We start from the raw sequence: 18,465 nt of genomic DNA, 5'->3' as shown, positions 1-18,465 counted from the left end.
CGTTTCACTTGTCGTCGAGCGTCTTCGGCAGACGCATGGTCATCGCCGCGCCGAGCACGAGAAACGCGGAGATCACGTACATGCCGATTTCCGCGTGACCGACCATCACATTGAGCATGCCGACGAGATAAGGCGATACGAAGCCCGCGATATTCCCGACCGAATTGATGAACGCGAGCGCCGCCGCGACCGATGCGCCGACGAAGAGGCTCGTCGGCAGCGCCCAGAAGAGCGCGACGCACGAATAGACGCCCGCCGCCGCGATCGACAGACAGAGCGTCGTCATGATCGGGCCTGCCGAAAGCCACATGCTCGTGGCCAGTCCAACCGCGCCGATCAGCATGAAGAGGGCGAAATGCGCGCGGCGTCCGCCGGTGCGGTCGGCGCTGCGATTCGACACGAACAGCGCGATCGCCGCCACGACGTTCGGCACCGCCGAATACAGGCCGATGGACAACGGATCGGTCACGCCGCTGCGCTTGATGAGCGAGGGCATCCAGAAGCCGAGCGCGTAGAGGCCCATGATGAGGCAGAAGAAGATAGCGCAGAACCACCACAGCTTCCGGTTGGCGAGAAACGCGCGCACGCTCGGATGATCGATCTTGCCGGCGTTCTCCGCGCGAATTTCGGCCAGCACGTTCGAGCGCTCGTCCTCGCTGATCCATCGCGAGCGCGCGGGATCGTCATCGAGAAAGGCAAGCACGACGAACGCGAGCACGACGGCCGGAATCGCTTCGATCAGAAAAAGCCATTGCCACGCAGCCATATGCGCGTTGCCGGAGAACGCATGCAGGATGTAGCCGGAGATCGGACCCCCGACGACGAACGCGAGCGGCGCGCCCATCACGTAGATGGACATCGCGCGGCCGCGATAGCGGGCCGGAAACCACAGCGTGAGCAGATACATGATCGCGGGCGCGAAACCGGCTTCGGCGGCGCCGAGCAGAAAGCGCGCGATGTAGAACTGCATCGGCGTCTGCACGAAGATCATCGCCGCCGAGATGACGCCCCACGTCAGCATGATGCGGGCGATCCACTTACGCGCGCCGACACGGCGCATGATGAGGTTGCTCGGCACCTCGAAGAAGAAGTAGCCCGCGAAGAAGATGCCCGAGCCGAGGCCGTAGATCGCGTCGTCGAAACGCAGTGCGTCGAGCATCTGCAGTTTCGCAAAGCCAACGTTGACGCGGTCGAGATAGGCAACGAGATAACAGATCAGCGATAGCGGCAACAGCCGCCAGTAGGCTCGGTAGTAAGTGCGGCTCATGTCCGTCTGTCTGACGGCTTCTTCGCCATATAGCGCGTCCATGCGTGTCTCCAATATAGATTTTCTTGAGCGCTCTCGGGCGGCATGCGCGGGCAAGTTGCGACATGGCGCATCCCGCCGCCGTACCTCGCACACCGATGGGTCAGTCGAGGTAATCCGGCTCCTGCTCGTTGATTTCGTAGAGCATGGTCTGGAAATGCAGCCAGCTGATGAACGAATTGCCCAGATGGCGATGCGAATACTCCGCGAACTCCGGATCGATCTCGATCGGGCGCGACTCGGCCGCGTCCATCAGCAGTTGCATCCTGCAGCAATGATCGAGCGCGATGAACGTCCACACGGCATCGTCGATACTGTGACGGCTCGCGGTCAGCAGCCCGTGATTCTGGTGGATGATGGCCTTGTGATCGTTGAAGGCGCGCGCGATCGGATTGCCCGATTCATTCGCGACCGGCACCTTGCCCGCGCCATCGCGCACCACCGTATGGCTGCCGTAGAACATGCACGCGTCCTGCGTCACGTAGTCGAGCGGCTTGCCCATCGCGGCCCAGGCGTCGCCGTTGACGGTATGCGCGTGACACGAGCCGATGATGTCGGGGTTCTCCGCGTGAATCGCCGAATGCAGCACATAGCCCGCGCGATTCACGGCGTACTTGCCTTCGATCACCGTGCCCGAATGATCGACGAGCACCAGTTGCGATGTCTTCGTGCGCGACCACGGCACGCACATCGGATTGGTCCAGAAAAGCTCCGGATGCTCGGGATCGCGCACCGTCAGATGGCCTCCGAAGCCGAAGCTGAAGCCATGACGCGCGAAGATCCGGCACGCGGCCGCGAGATGCTCCTTGCGATAGCGGCGTTCCTCGGCGGAACTCGAAAACGTCGGTTCTTGCGGAAAAATCAGGTCGTCCTGTGTCGGACTGTAGACCGAGTCCTTGGCGTCCATCAACATCGTTTCGTCTCCTCGTGAAGGTATGGAATGCCAGTATAGAAGCGGACTTTCGGCGGATTCAGGGGCTATCCGGAATAGGATTTATGCATATCGTCCGGCCCGCCGCTTCACCGGCGCCTGTGCCGCGCGTGCGATTTCGGCCATCCGGCGATTTTTGTCCACCGTTGACAAGGAAAAATTTGACGCATTAGACTGGGCTCCATACCTCGCGGCCTGACAAAGATGTCCGCCCGAGGATCCGGCACAGAAGCCCCCTGACGAACCCGCGGTTCGTCAGGGGGCTTTTTTTTGTCCGCGTTTTTCCCCCTGTTCTAGCGCTCATTTCTGGAGAATCCGCATGTTGCTGAAGCCGTCGGGCTGGATGCGTCTCGCCCTTACCGCAGGACTTGCACTGACTTCGCTCGCATCGAGTGCCGCCGATCCCGTGAAGATCGGCCTGCTGGAAGATGCCTCGGGAAACTTCGCACTGGCGACCATTCCGAAAATTCACGCCACGCAACTCGCAGTCGATGAGATCAACGCGAAGGGCGGCATCCTCGGACGTCCTGTCTCGCTGATCGCCTACGACACGCAATCCGACAACACCAAGTTCCAGGAACTGGCACGGCGTCTCGTTCAGACCGACAAGCCCGATGTGATCTTCGGCGCATTCTCGAGCGCATCTCGCGAAGCGATTCGGCCGATCATGGACCGCGCGAAACAGCTTTACTGGTACGACAATCAGTACGAAGGCGGCGTGTGCGATACCAACACGTTCGTCACGGGCGCCGTGCCCGAACAGCAATTCTCGACGCTGATCCCGTGGATGATGCAGAAGTACGGCAAGAAGGTGTACACCATCGCCGCCGACTACAACTTCGGGCAGATTTCCGCCGAGTGGGTCCGCAACATCGTCAAGGAGAACGGCGGCACGATGGCCGGCGAGGAATTCATTCCGCTGTCGGTATCGCAGTTCGGACAGACGATCCAGAACATCCAGAAGGCGAAGCCCGACTTCGTGGTGACGTTGCTGGTCGGCGCCAATCAGGCGTCGTACTACGAGCAGCAGGCGTCGGCACATCTGAATCTGCCGATGGCGAGTTCGGTCAACGTCGGTCAGGCGTATGAGCACAAGCGCTTCAAACCGCCTGCGCTGAAGGACATGTACGTGACGGCGAACTACGTCGAAGAAGTCGATACGCCCGCCAGCAACGACTTCAAGAAGCGCTTCCACGCGAAGTTCCCGAACGAGCCGTACATCAATCAGGAAGCAGCGAACGCGTACGACGCCATCTATCTCTACAAGGCCGCCGTCGAAAAAGCCAAAACGACGAATCAGGACGCGGTGCGCAAGGCGCTCGAAAGCGGCATCTGCACGGAAGGCGCGCAGGGCAAGGTGTGCATGGACCCGAAGAGCCATCACGCGAGCCACACCATTTACCTCGTGCATGTGAAGGACGATCACTCGGTCGATATTCCGAAGGTCTGGGACGACGTCCAGCCGTACTGGCTCGGCAAGGTGGGCTGCGATCTGCCCAACAAGCCGGATCATCGCCAGTACACGCCATCGAACCTGCCCAAGAAGTCCTGATCGTCCTGATCCGGGCCGGCGCGCGCGACGCACACGACGGGCGCGCGCAGGTCTCTTGAACGTGGAGCATGCATGGCCACCTTTTCGGTTCTCTATTCGCTCATCTATCAGTTCGGCGACAGCTTCGCCTATCTGGTGCTCGCGGCGCTCGGTCTCGCGGTCATCTTCGGCATGATGGGCGTCATCAATCTCGCGCATGGCGAGTTCATCATGTGCGGCGCCTACGTGACGATCATCGCGGCCAAGCGCGGCTTGCCGCTTCCTCTCGCCATGCTGCTCGGGGCGCTCGCGGCGGCGTTCGCGGGCGTGGTGATCGAGCGGCTCGTGATTCGCCACCTGTACGACCGCTTGTTCGATTCCGTCGTGGCGACGTGGGCAATCAGCCTCATCGTGCAGCAGACCATGCTGCTCGTCGCCGGACCTTCGATAGAAGGCATCGGCACGCCGTTCGGATCGTTCTCGCTCGGCGATTATTCGTTTTCGACGTACCGCGCCGTGCTGCCCGGCATCGCGCTGGCCATCCTGTTCGCGCTCTATCTGCTGTTCTTCAAGACGAACTACGGCGTCTGCGCCCGCGCGACGATCCAGAACGCCAGCATCGCGCAATGTCTCGGCCTGCGCACGGACCGTCTCTATACGCTGACGTTCGCGCTCGGCGCGGGACTCGCGGGCCTGACCGGCGCGCTCTATGCGCCGACCATGACCGCCGTGCCGACGATGGGCAGCAACTTCATCGTGCAGGCGTTCGTGTCGGTGGTCGTCGGCGGCGCGAACGTGATCGCGGGGACGACGCCCGCCGCGGCCGTGCTCGCCGTCATCCAGACCGCGCTCACGGCCTCGTATGGTCAGTTGTTCGGGCAGATCGGCTTGCTGGTGACGGTCATCGTCGTGATCCGGCTGATGCCGCAAGGTCTCGGCAACCTCTTTTCCCGCGCGCGCTAGGAGGCAATGTGAAGCAAACGAAAGAGCCTTCGCGGCTATCTCCCGCGAGCGCCACGACTCGCGCGGCGCACTACGTGCCCTGGCTCGTGGCGCTCACGCTGCCGCTCGTCGTGGATGCCACCACGAGCGGCAATCTCGCGTACTGCCTGTTGTGGGCGTTCGGCGCGGTCGGCCTCGCCGCAATGTGGGGCTATGGCGGCATCCTGTCCTTCGGGCAGACCGCCTTCTTCGGATTGGCGGGCTACAGCTACGGCATCTTCACGCTGAATTACGGCGATGCCTGGTTCGATTCGTGGCTCGGTCTCGGCGCGGGACTGGTGGTGAGCATCGTCGCGGCGGCGCTGATCGGCTACATGATCTTCTATGGCCGCATCAAGGGCGTGTTCATCGGCATCGTCACGTTGTCGGTGACGCTCGTGCTCGAAACGTTCATGTCGCAGACGGCCGGTCCGCAATGGGCGATCGGCGAAGCGCGCCTGAACGGCTACAACGGCATGGGCGGCATGCCGCCGCTCACGGTTCCCTGGCCGGGCGGACCGCTCACGCTGGAAAACGCGAGCTTCTACTACCTCGTGCTGATTCTGCTGATCGTCGTCTATGCCGCGATGCGCAAGCTGCTCGACGGCACGTTCGGCCTCACGCTCATCGCCATTCGCGAGAATCCGCAGCGCGCCGAGATGCTGGGCGTCGATATCCGCCGGCATCAGTTGCTCGTGTTCGTGCTCGGCTGCGCGCTCGGCGGATTGTCGGGCGCCCTGTACACGATCTGGGGCTCCTACATCACGCCCTCGACGATGGGCCTCACGTCCGCCGCCATGCCTGTGATCTGGGTGGCGACGTCGGGCAGAAAGAGCATCGGCGGGACCATTCTCGGCACGGCGCTCCTCGTGTGGCTTTCGCAGAATCTCGCGGTGTACGGCAGCCAGTACGCGCTGATCCTGCTCGGCGCGATCCTGTTGATCGTCGTGCTCGCGGCGCCGGAAGGTCTGCTGCCGTTCGTCGCGCGGCATCTGCGGCGCATGCAGGGCCGCGCGGGTCAGGATGCGCCTCGCGGCGGCGCATGTCTCAAACGGGAGGAGGGCAAGTCATGACCACGCTGCTGGAAACGCGCGGACTCAAGAAGCACTTCGGCGGCGCGCACGTCATCAACGGCATCGACTTCCGCATCGATGCAGGCGAGATTCGCTGCGTGATCGGGCCGAACGGCGCGGGCAAGAGCACGTTCTTCAAGCTCATCACGGGGGAGCACCGGCCGTCGGAAGGCAGCGTGATGTTTCTCGGCCAGGACATGAGTCATGTGCTGCCGCACGAACGCATTCGCATGGGCATGAGCATCAAGTTCCAGATTCCCGGCGTGTTCCCGGACCTGAGCGTGCGTCAGCACTTGCAACTGTCGCTGCATCGCGCGAAGGACGATCGCCCCGAAAGCCTCGATGAACTCTTGCAGCGCTTCATGCTGGAAAACGAGGAACATGTGCTCGCGCGCAATCTGTCGCACGGCAAGAAGCAATGGCTCGAAATCGCGATGGCCGTATCGCTGCGTCCGAAGCTGCTCTTTCTCGATGAACCCGTCGCCGGCATGTCCGTCGAGGAAACCCATGCGACCGGCGAGCTCATCAAGCGTCTGTCGGCTGCGGGTCTCACGATGATGGTGGTCGAGCACGACATGACCTTCGTCAAGCAGATCGCGTCGCGCGTGACCGTGTTGCACGGAGGAAGCCTGCTCGCCGATGGCCCGCTCGACGAGATCCTCGCACGCGACGATGTCGCGGAAGTCTATCTGGGGAAGAAGAAATGAGCGCGTTGCTTCAGGTGTCGGGCGTGGAAGCGGGATACGGCGGCGGACGCGTGCTCAACGGCGTGTCGTTGAGCGTCGGGGCGGGCGAAGTGCTGGCGCTCATCGGGCGCAACGGCGTCGGCAAGACGACGCTGATGCGCGCGTTGATCGGGCTGATCGATCTCGATGCGGGGAGCATCGAACTCGATGGCGAATCCATCGGCCACGAAAAGCCGTATGTTCGCGCGCAGAAGGGCATGGGCTACGTGCCGCAAGGCCGCGAGATTTTCGGCGCGTTGACGGTCGCGGAAAACCTGCAGGTCGGCGCGCAGGCGAATCGCGCGCAGGCGGCGCAGATGAAGGACAAGGTGGTCGGCTATTTTCCGATTCTGAAGAAGCGCTACCAGCAGAAGGCCGGAACCATGAGCGGCGGCGAACAGCAGCAGCTTGCGATCGCGCGGGCGCTCATCAGTTCGCCGAAAGTGGTATTGCTCGATGAGCCCTCCGAAGGCATCCAGCCATCGATCGTCGATCTGATCGGCGAGACGCTTCAGCAGATCGCGCGTGAAACGGGCATCGGCGTGGTGCTGGTCGAGCAGGACATGGGGATGGTCGAACGCATCGCGACGCGCTGCTGCGTGATGGACAAGGGCCGCATCGTCGAGACGCTGAGCCCCGCGCAGCTCGCGGACGAACAACTGATTCGCCAGTATCTGGCACTGTGACGGAGACGAAACATGAAATGGCTTGAAGACTCGATCATGATGAAGCGTGGCGTCGGCGCCGATCGCGAGCCGGTGGAACACCATCTGACCGAGGAAATGCAGAAGACGTATCACTACACGATCGGCCCGTACTCGCAGCCGGTCTTGCATGTGAAGCCCGGCGATCGCGTCGTCGTGGAAACGCGCGACGCGTTCGAAGGCAAGATCAGGGAGGAGACGGACAAGCCGTCGCAAGTGCTGCAGGTGCCGTTCCTCAATCCGCAGAACGGGCCGATCATGATCGAGGGCGCGGAGAAGGGCGATGTGGTCGCCGTCTACATCGAAAAGATGGCGCCGCGCGGCGACGATCCGCACGGCTTCTGCTGCATGATCCCGAACTTCGGCGGATTGACGGGCACGGATTACACCGCGCTCCTGAACGAGCCGCTGCCCGAAGTGGTGCGCAAGATCAAGATCGACGAAGAAAACGTGTACTGGAGCAAACGCAACACGCTGCCGTACAAGCCGCATATCGGCACGCTGAGTCTTTCACCCGAAATCGATTCGATCAATTCGCTCACCCCCGACAATCACGGCGGCAACATGGACGTGCCCGACATGGGGCCGGGAAGCATCACGTACTTGCCGGTGCGCTCGCCGGGCGGACGGCTGTTCATCGGCGATGCACACGCCTGTCAGGGCGACGGCGAAGTCTGCGGCACGGCCGTCGAATATCAGAGCACGACGACCGTGCGCGTCGATCTCATCAAGAAGTGGCAGATCGACTGGCCGCGCCTCGAAAACGAAGATGCGCTGATGAGCATCGGCAGCGCGCGGCCGCTGGAAGACGCGACGCGCATCGCGTACCGTGAACTCGTGCTGTGGATGGCCGCGGAATACGGCTTCGACAAGTGGGACGCGTACATGATGCTGAGTCAGGTCGGCAAGGTTCGACTGGGCAATTTTGTCGATCCAAAATACACGGTTGGCGCAATGGTCGCCAAGCACTACCTCAAATAACGCGTCAGTCAGACGAATCCAGAGCAGTTGGTATCACGCGCGGGGCCGCCGTTCCGCGCGCATTCGAGAGCGTGTCACGAAATGGCTTTGTCCGATCCCATCCGAGTGGGCCTGTTGTGTTCGACGAGCGGCTCGACCGCGTTGCTCGAGCAGTCTCAATGGCGTGGTGCACGCCTCGCCGTCGAAGAGATCAATGCGCGCGGCGGCATAGGCGGGCGCGAGCTCGTCGCCGTCCACTACGATCCCGCGTCCGATCCGGCTGCGTTCCGCGAGCTTGCGGAGCGTCTGATCGTGAAGGACGGCGTCAATACGATTTTCGGCGGATACACATCGACGAGCCGCAAGGCGATGCTGCCCGTCGTCGAAAAGCACAACCGTCTGCTGATTTACGCGCAGATGTACGAGGGCTTCGAGTATTCGGACAACATCATCTACAGCGGCGCGTCGCCCAATCAGAACGGCGTGCAACTCGCGGACTTCATGACGGAGACGTTCGGCGCGCGCGTGTATTTCGTCGGTTCGAGCTATGTCTATCCGTACGAATGCAACCGCACCATGCAGGAGCTGCTGCTTCAGCATCCGGAAGGCGCGATCCTCGGCGAACGCTATCTTTCGCTCGACGCCACGCGCGAGCAGTTCGAACAGGTCGTCGCGGACATCCGGCGCAAGTCGCCGGACTGGATCTTCAGCACGGTCATCGGCGCGACCGTGCCGTATCTCTACGATGCCTACGCGCACGCGGACTTCGATCCGTCGCGCATGCCGATCGGCAGCCTGAACACATCGGAGACGGAAATCCACGCGATGCAGCGTGGCATCGCGGCGGGGCACATCACGGCGGCGCCGTATTTTCAGAGCATCGACACGGAAGAGAATCATCGCGCGGTGGCGCATCATCAGTCGCGCTACGGCTCCGATACCCCGACCGACATGAACTGGGAGGCCGCGTACTATCAGATGCACATGTTCGCCGAGGCCTACGCGCGCTCGGGCTCCGACGAGATCGGGGCGATCATGCCGCATCTGCTCGGCTCGGAATACGCTGCGCCGCAAGGCCGCGTGCGTATCGATCCGGTCAATCATCACATGGCGCTCTATCCGCGCATCGGCCGCGCGAATGCCGACGGCCAGTTCACGATCCTGCGCGAGTCCAAGTTCGCCGTCGGCCCCGATCCGTACATGACGCGTCAGACGCTCGGGGACTGGGTCACGAAGCTGAGCACGCGAGAGTACTGACGTGAGCGCGCGAACAGACAGAGGCCAGCGAAGCCTGACGGGTTCGATTCTCGAGCGCAATGCGCGCGTCGTCGTGTTTCATCCCGATGACGATGACGGACTGACGCTCACGAATCATCTGAGGCGCATGGGCTTTCAGGTGGAGCGATGCTGGCCGCCCACGGACACGCTGCCCGAGAAGACCGATCTGGTGTTTCGCGCGTTGCTGCCCGAAGAGCGTGCGCCGAAGGGCGAGTGGAGCGGTCCGGATGCGCCGCCCGTCATCTGCGTGGTGGCGTATGAGAACCCGACGTTCATCGATCAGGCCATCAAGCTGGGATCGGACGGCATCGTCACGACGCCCATTCGCGCCTCCGGTCTCTTGTCCACCGTGGTGATGGCGCTCTATCACGCGAGGCGCACGCGTCAGCATACGCAACGCATCGCGAGGCTCGAACAGAAGCTGCTCGACAGCCGGCATCTGCAGGAAGCCAAGAACATTTTGATGATCATGCATCGCGTGAGCGAGCGCGAAGCGTACGACATGTTGCGCGCGCAGGCGATGGAAAAGCGCGTGACCATCGACGATATCTGCCACTCCGTCATTCAGGCGGGCGAAGTCCTGCAGATCGCGCGCGGACTTTCAACGGAGGACGGGCGCGACCGGGAGTGAGCGCGTCGTGCCGCCATTTTCATCGACGTACAAAGGAGCGACGAACATGGACCTGCAACTGAAGGGCTTGAAGGCGATCGTCACCGGCGGAACCAAGGGCATCGGTCTCGCGATTGCGCGGACGCTGGCTGCCGAGGGCGCCGACGTGGCCATTTGCGCACGCGACGCGGCCAGCGTCGCGGCGACTGCGAGCGCGCTGTCCGAACTGAGCGGCGCTCGGGCATCGGGCGCGGCCGTCGATGTGTCGGATGGCGCGGCGCTCAAGGCCTGGGTCGAGCGCGTGGGTGCGGAGTGGGGCGGGCTCGATATCCTCGTGTCCAACGTGAGCGCGCTTGCTATCGGCAACGACATCGAATCGTGGCGCAAGGAGTTCGAGACCGATCTGCTCGGCACGGTCAATCTCGTCGATGCCGCCATGCCGTATCTCACCGCGAGCAAGGCTGCTTCGATCGTCGCGATTTCGAGCGTATCGGGACGCGAGATCGACTTCGCTGCGGGACCTTATGGCGTCTTCAAGGCCGCGCTCGTGCATTACATGCAGGGGCTCGCGAATCAACTCGCATCGAAGGGAATTCGCGCGAACACGGTTTCGCCGGGCAACGTGTACTTCGAAGGCGGCGTGTGGGACTGGATCGAGCACAACGATCCGGCGCTGTTCGAACGCGCGCTGGCGCTCAATCCGACCGGCCGCATGGGCAAGCCGCAGGAGATCGCGAATGCGGTGGCGTTCGTTGCGAGTCCGGCGGCGAGCTTCGTGAGCGGCGCGAACATCGTCGTCGATGGTGCGCTCACGCGCGGCGTTCAACTCTGACAAACCGGGCAACTCAACGGGGGCATCGAATGGAAACACGCAGTGCGATCGACATCGATCTCGTCAACCTCACGGTCGAGAGCGTGCAGGACGGATTCAAGCGCGGCAAGTTCACGGCCGAGCAACTGGCGCGGGCCTGCTTCGACTGGATCGAGCGCCATAACGGCACCTATAACGCGCTGATCTTTCTGAATCCGGCGGCGCTCGACGATGCCCGCAGCATCGACGAACGGCGCGCGGCCGGTGAAGCATTGGGGCCGCTCGCGGGCGTGCCGGTCGTCATCAAGGACCCGATGGACATGGTCGGCTTCCCGACCACCGCGGGATGGTCGAAGCTGTACAGCAAGACGGGCGGCGTCGATCTGATGCCCGAGCGCGATGCGCCGGTCGTCGCGCGCATGCGTCGTGCGGGCGCGATTCTGCTCGGCAAGACGAACGTGCCGATCCTGAGCCACACCGGCTCGCACGCCAACGATAGCTGGGCGGGCCCCACGATCAATGTCGCGATGCGCGACCGCGTGCCGGGCGGCAGCAGCGCGGGCACGGCGTCGGCGGTGGCATCGGGCATGGCGGTGCTCGGGCTCGCCGAGGAAACCGGCGGATCGATCCAGAATCCCGCATCGGCGCAGGATCTCGTGGGCATCAAACCGACCATCGGTCTGGTGCCGAATGCGGGCGTGGTGCCGTTGTCGGGCAACCGCGATGTCGTCGGGCCGATCGCGCGCAACGTGAGAGACGCCGCGCTGTGTCTCGACGTGCTCGCCGGCTATACGAGCGAAGACCCGAAGACGCTCGCGAGCGTGGGCCGGCAACCGGAAGGCGGCTATGCGGCCGCGCTGGACGGCAACGCGCTGCGGGGCAAACGCATCGGGCTCTACGGTCCCGGGTGGCGCAATCAGCCGCTTTCCGACGAAGCCGCCGCGTTGTACGAGCGTGCGAAGGGCGAACTGGTATCGCTCGGCGCGACGCTGATCGACGATCCGTTTCAAGGCTCGGGCTTCGCCGATTTGCGCAAGACGACTGCGCCGCTGGCCAATTTCGATGCGCGCGGTCTCGAATCCATTCCCTACGATGTCGAGAAGTATCTCGAACGGCTCGGCAAGGGCGCGGCGCTGAAGACCTTCGCGGAGTTCGCGCAGGCCACGCAGGACGAAGACGCATTCGGTCCGGACGGCGTGTTGAACTTCATGCATAACCTGGCGGATTTCAAGGCCGCGCTGGCGAATCCGTCGCTGCCGCCGGAGATGCCCGAATTCGTCGCACTGAAGGCGCGCTATCTGCGTCTCTTCGACAAGGTGTTCGACGAGCAACGACTCGATGCCCTCGTCTTCCCGCAGATGCGTTGCGAGCTTCCGCCGCTACACGGCAAGGACACCATTCAGGAAACGACCGTGGGCGAGATCAATATCGCGGGTCTGCCGGGCGTCGCGGTGCCGGCGGGTTATTACGCGTCGGGCTCGCCGTTCGGCCTCATCTTCGTGGGCCGCCAGTGGGACGAAGGCGCCTTGCTCGCGTTGGCCTATGCGTATGAGCAAGGCGCGGGCAAGCGGAAGGCGCCTGTGCTCGCCTGACGCGGGTTGCACGCGCGTGCGTCGAATGGCTCGCCTTTGCGGGCGGGCCGCACGAATCCCGCGCTAGCCGCCATCGCCGCTGCTGCGCTTGACGACAAGAAGTATTCCCGCGCCGGATATCACCGTGCCGAGAGCCATCAGCCACGATAGCGGCTCGCGAAACATCGCCCATGCCCAGATCAGCGTGACGGGCGGGCTGAGGAACAGAACGCTCGTCACGCGAGCAGACGATGTCCGCCGCAGACACGCCCAGTAAAGACCGCATCCGCCGAGCGTCGCGAAGATGACGCTCCACGCGACGCTCGCCGCGAAACCGGCGGACAGCATCGGTGCAATGCGGCCTTGAGATGCTTGCAACGCGAGAAAGATCGGGCACGACACCAAGCTCTGCAGCCAGAGCATGCCGAGCGGAGTCAGGGTGCCGCAGTGCGAAGAACGTTGCTGCCAGACGGTGCCCGCCGCGAGCGATAGCATCCCCGCGACCGGCAGTCCATAGGCCCATGCGGGCGCGCTGCCGAGAGAAAGGGCATCGCGACAGACGATCAGCGTCCCGGCAAGACCGAGCCCTAATCCGGCCCACACGACAGCCGGGCTGCGCTGGCGAAAGAGACACGTGGTAATCAGCACCACGCCGACAGGCAACAAGTCCGCGATGAGGGCCGCGAGACCGGCGGGCACGCCAAGCTGCACGCCACCCGCGACGCCCGCAAGATAGCCGGCCATCGCCAATGCGCCGATGCATGATTGCCGGATCAGAACAGACTTGGGCGCATGCCGCATCTCCCGCGCCACAAACGGAAACAAGCCGATGGACAGCGCGATGAACCGCCACAACGTCACCAGGTAGACCGGCGCATAGTCCGCCGAGAACCGCATTCCGATGAAGCCCGAACTCCAGGCGAGCACCATTGCCGCTTCGAGAAAAGGCAGCGGCATGGGGCTCCGTCCCGGCACGGGCTGGTCTGTGTATGTTCTCGCCATGCATCCACACTAGCGCGCCGCCGTGGATTCGAAAATCAAAATATACTGATCCGGTCGTTCAACAACGCTAAACCACCCGGGATCACACGATGAGCACAGTGCTAGACATCGAACTGCTGCGGACCTTTCACGCGATAGCGCGGCTGGGGCGCTTCCGGGCGGCGGCCGAGCACGTCAACCGAAGTCCGGCGGCGGTGAGCCTTCACATTCAGCGTCTGGAAGCCGCTGCGGGCGGCAGATTGCTGGAGCGGGACAATCAGTCGGTCACGCTGACCGTGTTGGGCAAACGGTTGCTGGCGAGCACGGGCGAGTTGCTGGCGGCTCACGACCGGATAATCGACGAGATCAAGGGCAAACGGCTGGCGGGCCGCGTCGTGCTCGGCATCCCCGACGAATACGCTGCTCATGTGATTCATGACATCCTGCCGGACTTCGCGACGAGCTGGCCCGACGTGGTGCTCGAAGTGAAGACCGCGCCGAGCTTCAAGCTGCGGGATCAGATCGCGCGCGGCAAGCTCGACTTGGCGATCTTCGTTCAGCCCGCGCACCGAAGCAGATCGGCGAACGTATTGACGCTGACGACGCCCGTCTGGGTCGGCAGTCCGACGTTCGCGCTCGACGAGTCACGTCCGGTTCCATTGGCGCTGTACGCCGAGCCGTGTCCCTATCGTTTGGCGATGACAGACGCACTGGAAGCCGCGGGGCGCAAGTGGCGAGTCGTGCTCGACAGCGCATCGACGCAAGTCATCAAGGCGTGCGTCGAATCAGGGCTCGCGGTGACGCTGCTCGACCGGGCAAGAGTCACCGCGGACATGCGCGTGATCGACGGTCTTGCGCATGTAGCCGATCACGAGGTGGTGTTGATGCGCGGTGACACCGGACGCGCAACCGAGGCCATCGATCTGCTCGCAACGGCGCTGCGGCAGCAGTTCCGGCTTTAGCGCCGCGCACGATTCGAGCATTCAAGCGCCGGCTCTTTGGAGAAACTTCGCCCGCATCGGTTTCAGCACGAACATCGCGAGCACGGCCGTCACGATGTCGAGCGTGATCCCGACGCTGAACACCGGCACCCAGCTTCCCGCGTGCTGATGCAAGAGCGCCGCGAGCGGTCCGCCGAAGATCGAACCGATGCCCTGCGAGATATACAGCCAGCCATAGTTTTCGGTGGCGTGGCGCGTGCCGAAGGTATCCGTCAAGGTGGACGGGAAGAGCGAGAAGATTTCGCCCCAACCGAAGAAGACGACGCCCGAGAGCAGCACGAACAAGACGGCGTTGTCACGCGTCAGGAGCCACAGCGCCATCGCCACGCCTTCGAGCGCAAAGGCGAAGAACATCGTGTTTTCACGGCCGAATTTGTCGGAGACCCAGCCGAACAGCGGGCGCGTGAGTCCGTTGGTGAAGCGGTCGATGGTCAGCGCGAGCGGCAGCGCGGCCATGCCGAACACGACGACCTTCGTGATGCCGAAGTCCGCCGCGAAGGTCGCCATCTGCGATGTGACCATGAGGCCCGAGGTGGACATCATCGTCATCATGGCGAACATGAGCCAGAAGAGCGGCGACTTCATCATTTGCGAAGGACGCAGATTCGGCACGTTCGATACCGCCACCGCCGATGCCTTCGCCGGCGCTTCGTCACGCGGCACGCGCAAGCCTTGCGATGCGACGAAGCCCACGACCGCGAACGCGATGCCGTAGATCGACAGCGTCGCATCGAGACCGCGCGCCGCCAGCGATGCCGAGATCGGGAACGTCGTCACGATTGCGCCCATGCCGTAGCCCGCGGCCACCGCGCCCGCCGCGAAGCCGCGCCGGTCGGGGAACCAGCGCACCATCAGCCCGACCACGCCGACATACACGATGCCCGTGCCGAGCCCGCCCACGAGACCGTAGGTGAGATACAGCATCGATGTGCTCGCGGCCATCGACGAGAGCACCCAACTCAGGCCCGACATGACGGTGCCGAGCGAAATCAGCAGGCGCGGACCGAAGCGGTCGATCAGCTTGCCCTGAAACGGCGAGAAGAACGTCTGCAGGATGATGAGCAGCGAGAACGTGACCTGCAACTCGGGCAGCGGCACGCCGAGCTTCGCCGACAGCGGTTTCGTCAGCAGCGTCCACACGTATTGCGGGCTCGAAATCGACATCATGCAAAGCAGGCCGAGACCGAGTTGCAGCCAGCGGTTGTGAGCGGCGATCGCGGGCGCGGCCGCATCGTCGTGCAGTGTCTGGATGCGTGTGTTCATAGGCGTTCCCCGGTTGATGTGCGGCTAAAAAAGGATGAGTCGTGCCCTCCGGTTCGACGAGCGCGGAACCGGATCACTTCGAAGCAAGAGCGTGTTGAGCGTTACCAGCCGGCGGCTGAGCCGTCGCTGCGTGGATCGTGACCGGCTTCGAATAATCCATCGGGATACCGAACGATTGCGCCGGCGTGCCCCATCGCTTCGTCGTAGGCGGCGAGCACTTCGACGTCGTGACCGAGCGCGCGCAATGCGTCGATGGTCTCGTCGGGAAAGCGCGCTTCCAGCTTGAGCGAGTCGGTCGACTGGCCCCACGTGCGGCCAAGCAGCCAGCGCGGCGCATCGATCGCGGCCTGCGGATTCCAGCCGAATCGCGCGATGCGCGAGAACACCGCACTCTGCGATTGCGGCTGGCCGTCGCCGCCCATGTTGCCGTAGACCATCGTGCGGCCATCGGCGAAACGGGCGAGCGCGGGATTGAGCGTGTGGAACGGACGGCGGCCCGGCATCAGCGGATTGAGCGACGACGGATCGAGCGAAAAGCTGCAACCCCGGTTCTGCCAGTTGATGCCCGACTGCGGGAGAACGATGCCGCTGCCGAACTCGTGATAAATGCTTTGGATGAAGCTGACGGCAACGCCATCGCCATCGATGACGCCCATCCAGACCGTATCGCCGGGACCGCGGCCACGGCCCCAGGGCGCGGCGCGCGACATCGACACTTGCCGGGCCATCGCATCGAGCGCGGCGGGATCGAGTTGCGTGACGGCATCGATGCGCATGTGGTCCGGATCGGTCACGTGTTCGTCGCGCACCTTGAAGGCGAGCTTCGTCGCTTCGACGCATGCATGGACGAACTCGGGGCCGAGCGGGTTCATGTCGTCGGTCAGCACGCGGTCCCGCACGCCGAGAATCAGCAGCGACACGAGACCTTGCGTCGGCGGCGGCATGTTGTAGACGGTGCCCAGCGTATGCGTGAGCGCGAGCGGCGTACGTTCGCGAGCCGTGTGCCGTTCGAGATCGGCGAGGGTGATGAGCGTTTCCAGCGACGACAGGTCGTGCGCGATGCTGCGCGCCAGATCTCCGCGATAGAAGTCGTCGAGACCGGCATCGGCGAGCTGTTGCAGCGTTGCGGCGAGACGCGCGTTGACGAAGCGCTCGCCGGTGCGCGGCACGCGGGCATCGGGCATGAAGGTTTGCGCGAAGCCCGGCACGTTTCCGAGTTCGCCGCACTTGCCCGCCATGCAGTCGGACTGACTGCGCGTGACGGGAATGCCCGCCTTCGCATAATGAATCGCGTCTTCCAGCAGACGCGCAACGGGTAGGCGTCCGCCGAGCGTGTTCTTCGAGAAGCGCTGCGCGAAGTCCCAACCGGAGACGGTGCCCGCGACGGTGTTGGCCGCGAGCGGGCCGCGTGCAGGAATGGCGTCGAGGCCCAGCGCGCGATACGTGCCGATGTCGGCGCGCATCGCTGCCGCACCGCACGCCTCGATGCCAATCGGCGCGTGACCCGGACGCGAGATCAGCCAGAAGCCGTCTCCGCCGATGCTGTTCATGTGCGGATAAACCACCGCGACGGTGGCGGCGGCCGCGATCATCGCTTCGACGGCGTTGCCGCCTTCGCGAAGGACGGCGAGCGCACTTTGCGATGCAAGCGCATGCGGCGCCACGGCCATGCCGCGCGAGCCGCGTGTGGGATTGAGTGCAGCAGAGACTTCCAGAGACATCGACGTTTCCTTGTATACAACGAAATCGTCAATGCGAGTTCCGTGCCAGGCGTCCGTGAAAACCCTATGGAGCCTTGCTGGCTATGCCTTGCAGCGTGGTTTGCCGCATGTTTGAAGGAAGTGCGGCGATGCCGTCAGATGGTGCGCCGCGGTCGCGCCGGTGCGTGCGCGACGCTCGAACGCCCCGCTTCGGTGCGGGCGGCGAGCAGGCGCTGCATCGTGAGGCCGCTCACGCTTGCCTGGCTGCCGCTGATATGACGCGACACCAGTTCGACGCTCGATGCGCTGTCGCCGCGACGAATGGCATCGAGAATGGCGGCATGCTCTTCATACGTCTCCGCGATGCCATCGCCCTTCACGAGATCGAGCCGGCGCACCACGCGGATACGGTCGGTGACGCGCTGCATCGTCGCGGTGAGTTCATCGTTGCCCGCAGCCGCTACCAGCGCATGATGCAGCGATTCGTCCAGTTCGACGAGCTTTCGTCCATCGACGACCCGGCGCGCACGGCCAACGCGCCAGATGCGATCGAGCGCATCGAGCAGCAAGTGAAGATCGGCTTGCGGCGTTTCGCCATTGCAGAGCTTGCGCACGGCGAAGACCTCGATCATCTGACGCATCTCGTAGAGGTCGTCGAAACGCTTGTTGTCGATGGGCACCACTTCCCAGCCGCCGCGCACATAGCCTTGCATCAGGCCATCGCTTTGCAGGCGTTGCAGCGCTTCGCGTGCAGGCGTACGCGATACGCCGAAGCGTTCCGCAATGGCGCCTTCCGTCAGCCGGTCGCCGGGCAGGATCCGCATGTCGAAGATTTCCTCGCGCAGCGTGTAATAAACATGATCCGCGCGGGACAGCGCGGCGTCTTGCGCGTTGACAAGGCTTGCGTCGGCCATAACGGTGAGCGGGGTAGCGTGCATGGACGGGAAGCTTATCAAAGGGCTGCGCGTCGCCAGAATTGCCGGACGGCAAAAATCGCTTTGTGGATAAATGGCGCGTTCGCCAGCGAAGCTGCCACGCG

The 18,465-nt window shown here is 63.6% G+C and carries 17 protein-coding genes; 11 read left to right on the top strand and 6 right to left on the bottom strand.

Annotation, left to right across the window (positions count from 1 at the left end; all coding sequences use genetic code 11):
- Nucleotides 1-4: 4 nt before the first annotated feature.
- A complete protein-coding gene (locus QCE58_RS20545; protein ID WP_250521933.1) occupies nt 5-1,309 on the bottom strand; it encodes an MFS transporter in 1,305 nt (434 codons plus the stop codon).
- 100 nt (nt 1,310-1,409) lie between these two features.
- Nucleotides 1,410-2,219: a class II aldolase/adducin family protein gene (locus QCE58_RS20540; protein WP_008348142.1), complete on the bottom strand. Its 810-nt coding sequence runs from the start codon at nt 2,217-2,219 to the stop codon at nt 1,410-1,412.
- A gap of 337 nt (nt 2,220-2,556) precedes the next feature.
- On the opposite strand from QCE58_RS20540, the gene QCE58_RS20535 reads away from it, so the two are divergent.
- The 10 genes from QCE58_RS20535 to QCE58_RS20490 all read left to right on the top strand — a co-directional run bounded on the left by QCE58_RS20535 (nt 2,557) and on the right by QCE58_RS20490 (nt 12,502).
- On the top strand, nt 2,557-3,789 hold the full coding sequence (locus QCE58_RS20535; protein ID WP_008348141.1) for an urea ABC transporter substrate-binding protein: 1,233 nt from the start codon (nt 2,557-2,559) through the stop codon (nt 3,787-3,789).
- A 72-nt stretch (nt 3,790-3,861) separates the two neighbouring features.
- Nucleotides 3,862-4,731 carry an ABC transporter permease subunit gene (locus QCE58_RS20530; protein WP_250521932.1) on the top strand — a complete coding sequence of 290 codons (870 nt, stop codon included), beginning with the start codon at nt 3,862-3,864 and terminating at the stop codon, nt 4,729-4,731.
- 8 nt (nt 4,732-4,739) lie between these two features.
- Nucleotides 4,740-5,822 (top strand): ABC transporter permease subunit, encoded by a 1,083-nt coding sequence (locus QCE58_RS20525; protein WP_008348137.1) that lies wholly within the window; start codon nt 4,740-4,742, stop codon nt 5,820-5,822.
- On the top strand, nt 5,819-6,529 hold the full coding sequence (locus QCE58_RS20520) for an ABC transporter ATP-binding protein (protein ID WP_008348134.1): 711 nt from the start codon (nt 5,819-5,821) through the stop codon (nt 6,527-6,529). The genes QCE58_RS20525 and QCE58_RS20520 overlap by 4 nt, the downstream gene beginning before the upstream one ends.
- A complete protein-coding gene (locus QCE58_RS20515; RefSeq protein ID WP_008348132.1) occupies nt 6,526-7,233 on the top strand; it encodes an ABC transporter ATP-binding protein in 708 nt (235 codons plus the stop codon). The genes QCE58_RS20520 and QCE58_RS20515 overlap by 4 nt, the downstream gene beginning before the upstream one ends.
- A 12-nt stretch (nt 7,234-7,245) precedes the next feature.
- Nucleotides 7,246-8,232 (top strand): acetamidase/formamidase family protein, encoded by a 987-nt coding sequence (locus tag QCE58_RS20510; protein WP_008348131.1) that lies wholly within the window; start codon nt 7,246-7,248, stop codon nt 8,230-8,232.
- An 81-nt stretch (nt 8,233-8,313) separates the two neighbouring features.
- Nucleotides 8,314-9,468 carry a transporter substrate-binding domain-containing protein gene (locus QCE58_RS20505; protein ID WP_008348129.1) on the top strand — a complete coding sequence of 385 codons (1,155 nt, stop codon included), beginning with the start codon at nt 8,314-8,316 and terminating at the stop codon, nt 9,466-9,468.
- A 1-nt stretch (nt 9,469) separates the two neighbouring features.
- Nucleotides 9,470-10,120: an ANTAR domain-containing protein gene (locus QCE58_RS20500; RefSeq protein ID WP_250521931.1), complete on the top strand. Its 651-nt coding sequence runs from the start codon at nt 9,470-9,472 to the stop codon at nt 10,118-10,120.
- Nucleotides 10,121-10,166: 46 nt separating this feature from the next.
- Nucleotides 10,167-10,931 carry an SDR family NAD(P)-dependent oxidoreductase gene (locus tag QCE58_RS20495; protein WP_250521930.1) on the top strand — a complete coding sequence of 255 codons (765 nt, stop codon included), beginning with the start codon at nt 10,167-10,169 and terminating at the stop codon, nt 10,929-10,931.
- Between the two features lie 29 nt (nt 10,932-10,960).
- The gene (locus QCE58_RS20490) at nt 10,961-12,502 is read left to right on the top strand and encodes an amidase (protein WP_250521929.1); all 1,542 of its coding nucleotides are present in this window, start codon (nt 10,961-10,963) and stop codon (nt 12,500-12,502) included.
- 63 nt (nt 12,503-12,565) lie between these two features.
- Here QCE58_RS20490 and QCE58_RS20485 read toward each other — a convergent pair whose 3' ends face one another.
- Nucleotides 12,566-13,438, bottom strand: coding sequence for a DMT family transporter (locus QCE58_RS20485; RefSeq protein WP_250521928.1), 873 nt, complete (start codon nt 13,436-13,438; stop codon nt 12,566-12,568).
- 134 nt (nt 13,439-13,572) lie between these two features.
- Between QCE58_RS20485 and QCE58_RS20480 the strand changes: the two genes are divergently transcribed.
- Nucleotides 13,573-14,424 carry a LysR family transcriptional regulator gene (locus QCE58_RS20480; RefSeq protein WP_008348117.1) on the top strand — a complete coding sequence of 284 codons (852 nt, stop codon included), beginning with the start codon at nt 13,573-13,575 and terminating at the stop codon, nt 14,422-14,424.
- 21 nt (nt 14,425-14,445) lie between these two features.
- On the opposite strand, the gene oxlT is transcribed toward QCE58_RS20480, so the two are convergent.
- The 3 genes from oxlT to QCE58_RS20465 all read right to left on the bottom strand — a co-directional run bounded on the left by oxlT (nt 14,446) and on the right by QCE58_RS20465 (nt 18,340).
- Nucleotides 14,446-15,726 carry an oxalate/formate MFS antiporter gene (gene oxlT, locus QCE58_RS20475; protein WP_244808217.1) on the bottom strand — a complete coding sequence of 427 codons (1,281 nt, stop codon included), beginning with the start codon at nt 15,724-15,726 and terminating at the stop codon, nt 14,446-14,448.
- A 101-nt stretch (nt 15,727-15,827) separates the two neighbouring features.
- Nucleotides 15,828-17,447 (bottom strand): gamma-glutamyltransferase family protein, encoded by a 1,620-nt coding sequence (locus QCE58_RS20470; RefSeq protein ID WP_250521927.1) that lies wholly within the window; start codon nt 17,445-17,447, stop codon nt 15,828-15,830.
- A 134-nt stretch (nt 17,448-17,581) separates the two neighbouring features.
- The gene (locus tag QCE58_RS20465; protein ID WP_250522018.1) at nt 17,582-18,340 is read right to left on the bottom strand and encodes a GntR family transcriptional regulator; all 759 of its coding nucleotides are present in this window, start codon (nt 18,338-18,340) and stop codon (nt 17,582-17,584) included.
- Nucleotides 18,341-18,465: the final 125 nt, after the last annotated feature.

This window comes from Caballeronia sp. LZ028 (assembly GCF_031451415.1).
GTDB lineage: Bacteria > Pseudomonadota > Gammaproteobacteria > Burkholderiales > Burkholderiaceae > Caballeronia > Caballeronia zhejiangensis.
The sequence above is the reverse complement of the archived record's forward strand: the minus strand, read 5'-3'. Positions and strand labels throughout refer to the sequence as shown.

What these genes read in the sequence shown, in the direction of transcription:
- QCE58_RS20505 (WP_008348129.1), top strand. Translation starts at nt 8,314, where the DNA reads ATGGCTTTGTCCGATCCCATCCGAGTGGGCCTGTTGTGTTCGACGAGC.
- QCE58_RS20540 (WP_008348142.1), bottom strand. Translation starts at nt 2,219, where the DNA reads ATGTTGATGGACGCCAAGGACTCGGTCTACAGTCCGACACAGGACGAC.
- QCE58_RS20470 (WP_250521927.1), bottom strand. Translation starts at nt 17,447, where the DNA reads ATGTCTCTGGAAGTCTCTGCTGCACTCAATCCCACACGCGGCTCGCGC.
- QCE58_RS20465 (WP_250522018.1), bottom strand. Translation starts at nt 18,340, where the DNA reads ATGGCCGACGCAAGCCTTGTCAACGCGCAAGACGCCGCGCTGTCCCGC.
- QCE58_RS20520 (WP_008348134.1), top strand. Translation starts at nt 5,819, where the DNA reads ATGACCACGCTGCTGGAAACGCGCGGACTCAAGAAGCACTTCGGCGGC.
- QCE58_RS20485 (WP_250521928.1), bottom strand. Translation starts at nt 13,438, where the DNA reads ATGCCGCTGCCTTTTCTCGAAGCGGCAATGGTGCTCGCCTGGAGTTCG.
- QCE58_RS20495 (WP_250521930.1), top strand. Translation starts at nt 10,167, where the DNA reads ATGGACCTGCAACTGAAGGGCTTGAAGGCGATCGTCACCGGCGGAACC.
- QCE58_RS20530 (WP_250521932.1), top strand. Translation starts at nt 3,862, where the DNA reads ATGGCCACCTTTTCGGTTCTCTATTCGCTCATCTATCAGTTCGGCGAC.
- QCE58_RS20515 (WP_008348132.1), top strand. Translation starts at nt 6,526, where the DNA reads ATGAGCGCGTTGCTTCAGGTGTCGGGCGTGGAAGCGGGATACGGCGGC.
- QCE58_RS20535 (WP_008348141.1), top strand. Translation starts at nt 2,557, where the DNA reads ATGTTGCTGAAGCCGTCGGGCTGGATGCGTCTCGCCCTTACCGCAGGA.
- QCE58_RS20545 (WP_250521933.1), bottom strand. Translation starts at nt 1,309, where the DNA reads ATGGACGCGCTATATGGCGAAGAAGCCGTCAGACAGACGGACATGAGC.
- QCE58_RS20490 (WP_250521929.1), top strand. Translation starts at nt 10,961, where the DNA reads ATGGAAACACGCAGTGCGATCGACATCGATCTCGTCAACCTCACGGTC.
- QCE58_RS20510 (WP_008348131.1), top strand. Translation starts at nt 7,246, where the DNA reads ATGAAATGGCTTGAAGACTCGATCATGATGAAGCGTGGCGTCGGCGCC.
- QCE58_RS20480 (WP_008348117.1), top strand. Translation starts at nt 13,573, where the DNA reads ATGAGCACAGTGCTAGACATCGAACTGCTGCGGACCTTTCACGCGATA.
- oxlT (WP_244808217.1), bottom strand. Translation starts at nt 15,726, where the DNA reads ATGAACACACGCATCCAGACACTGCACGACGATGCGGCCGCGCCCGCG.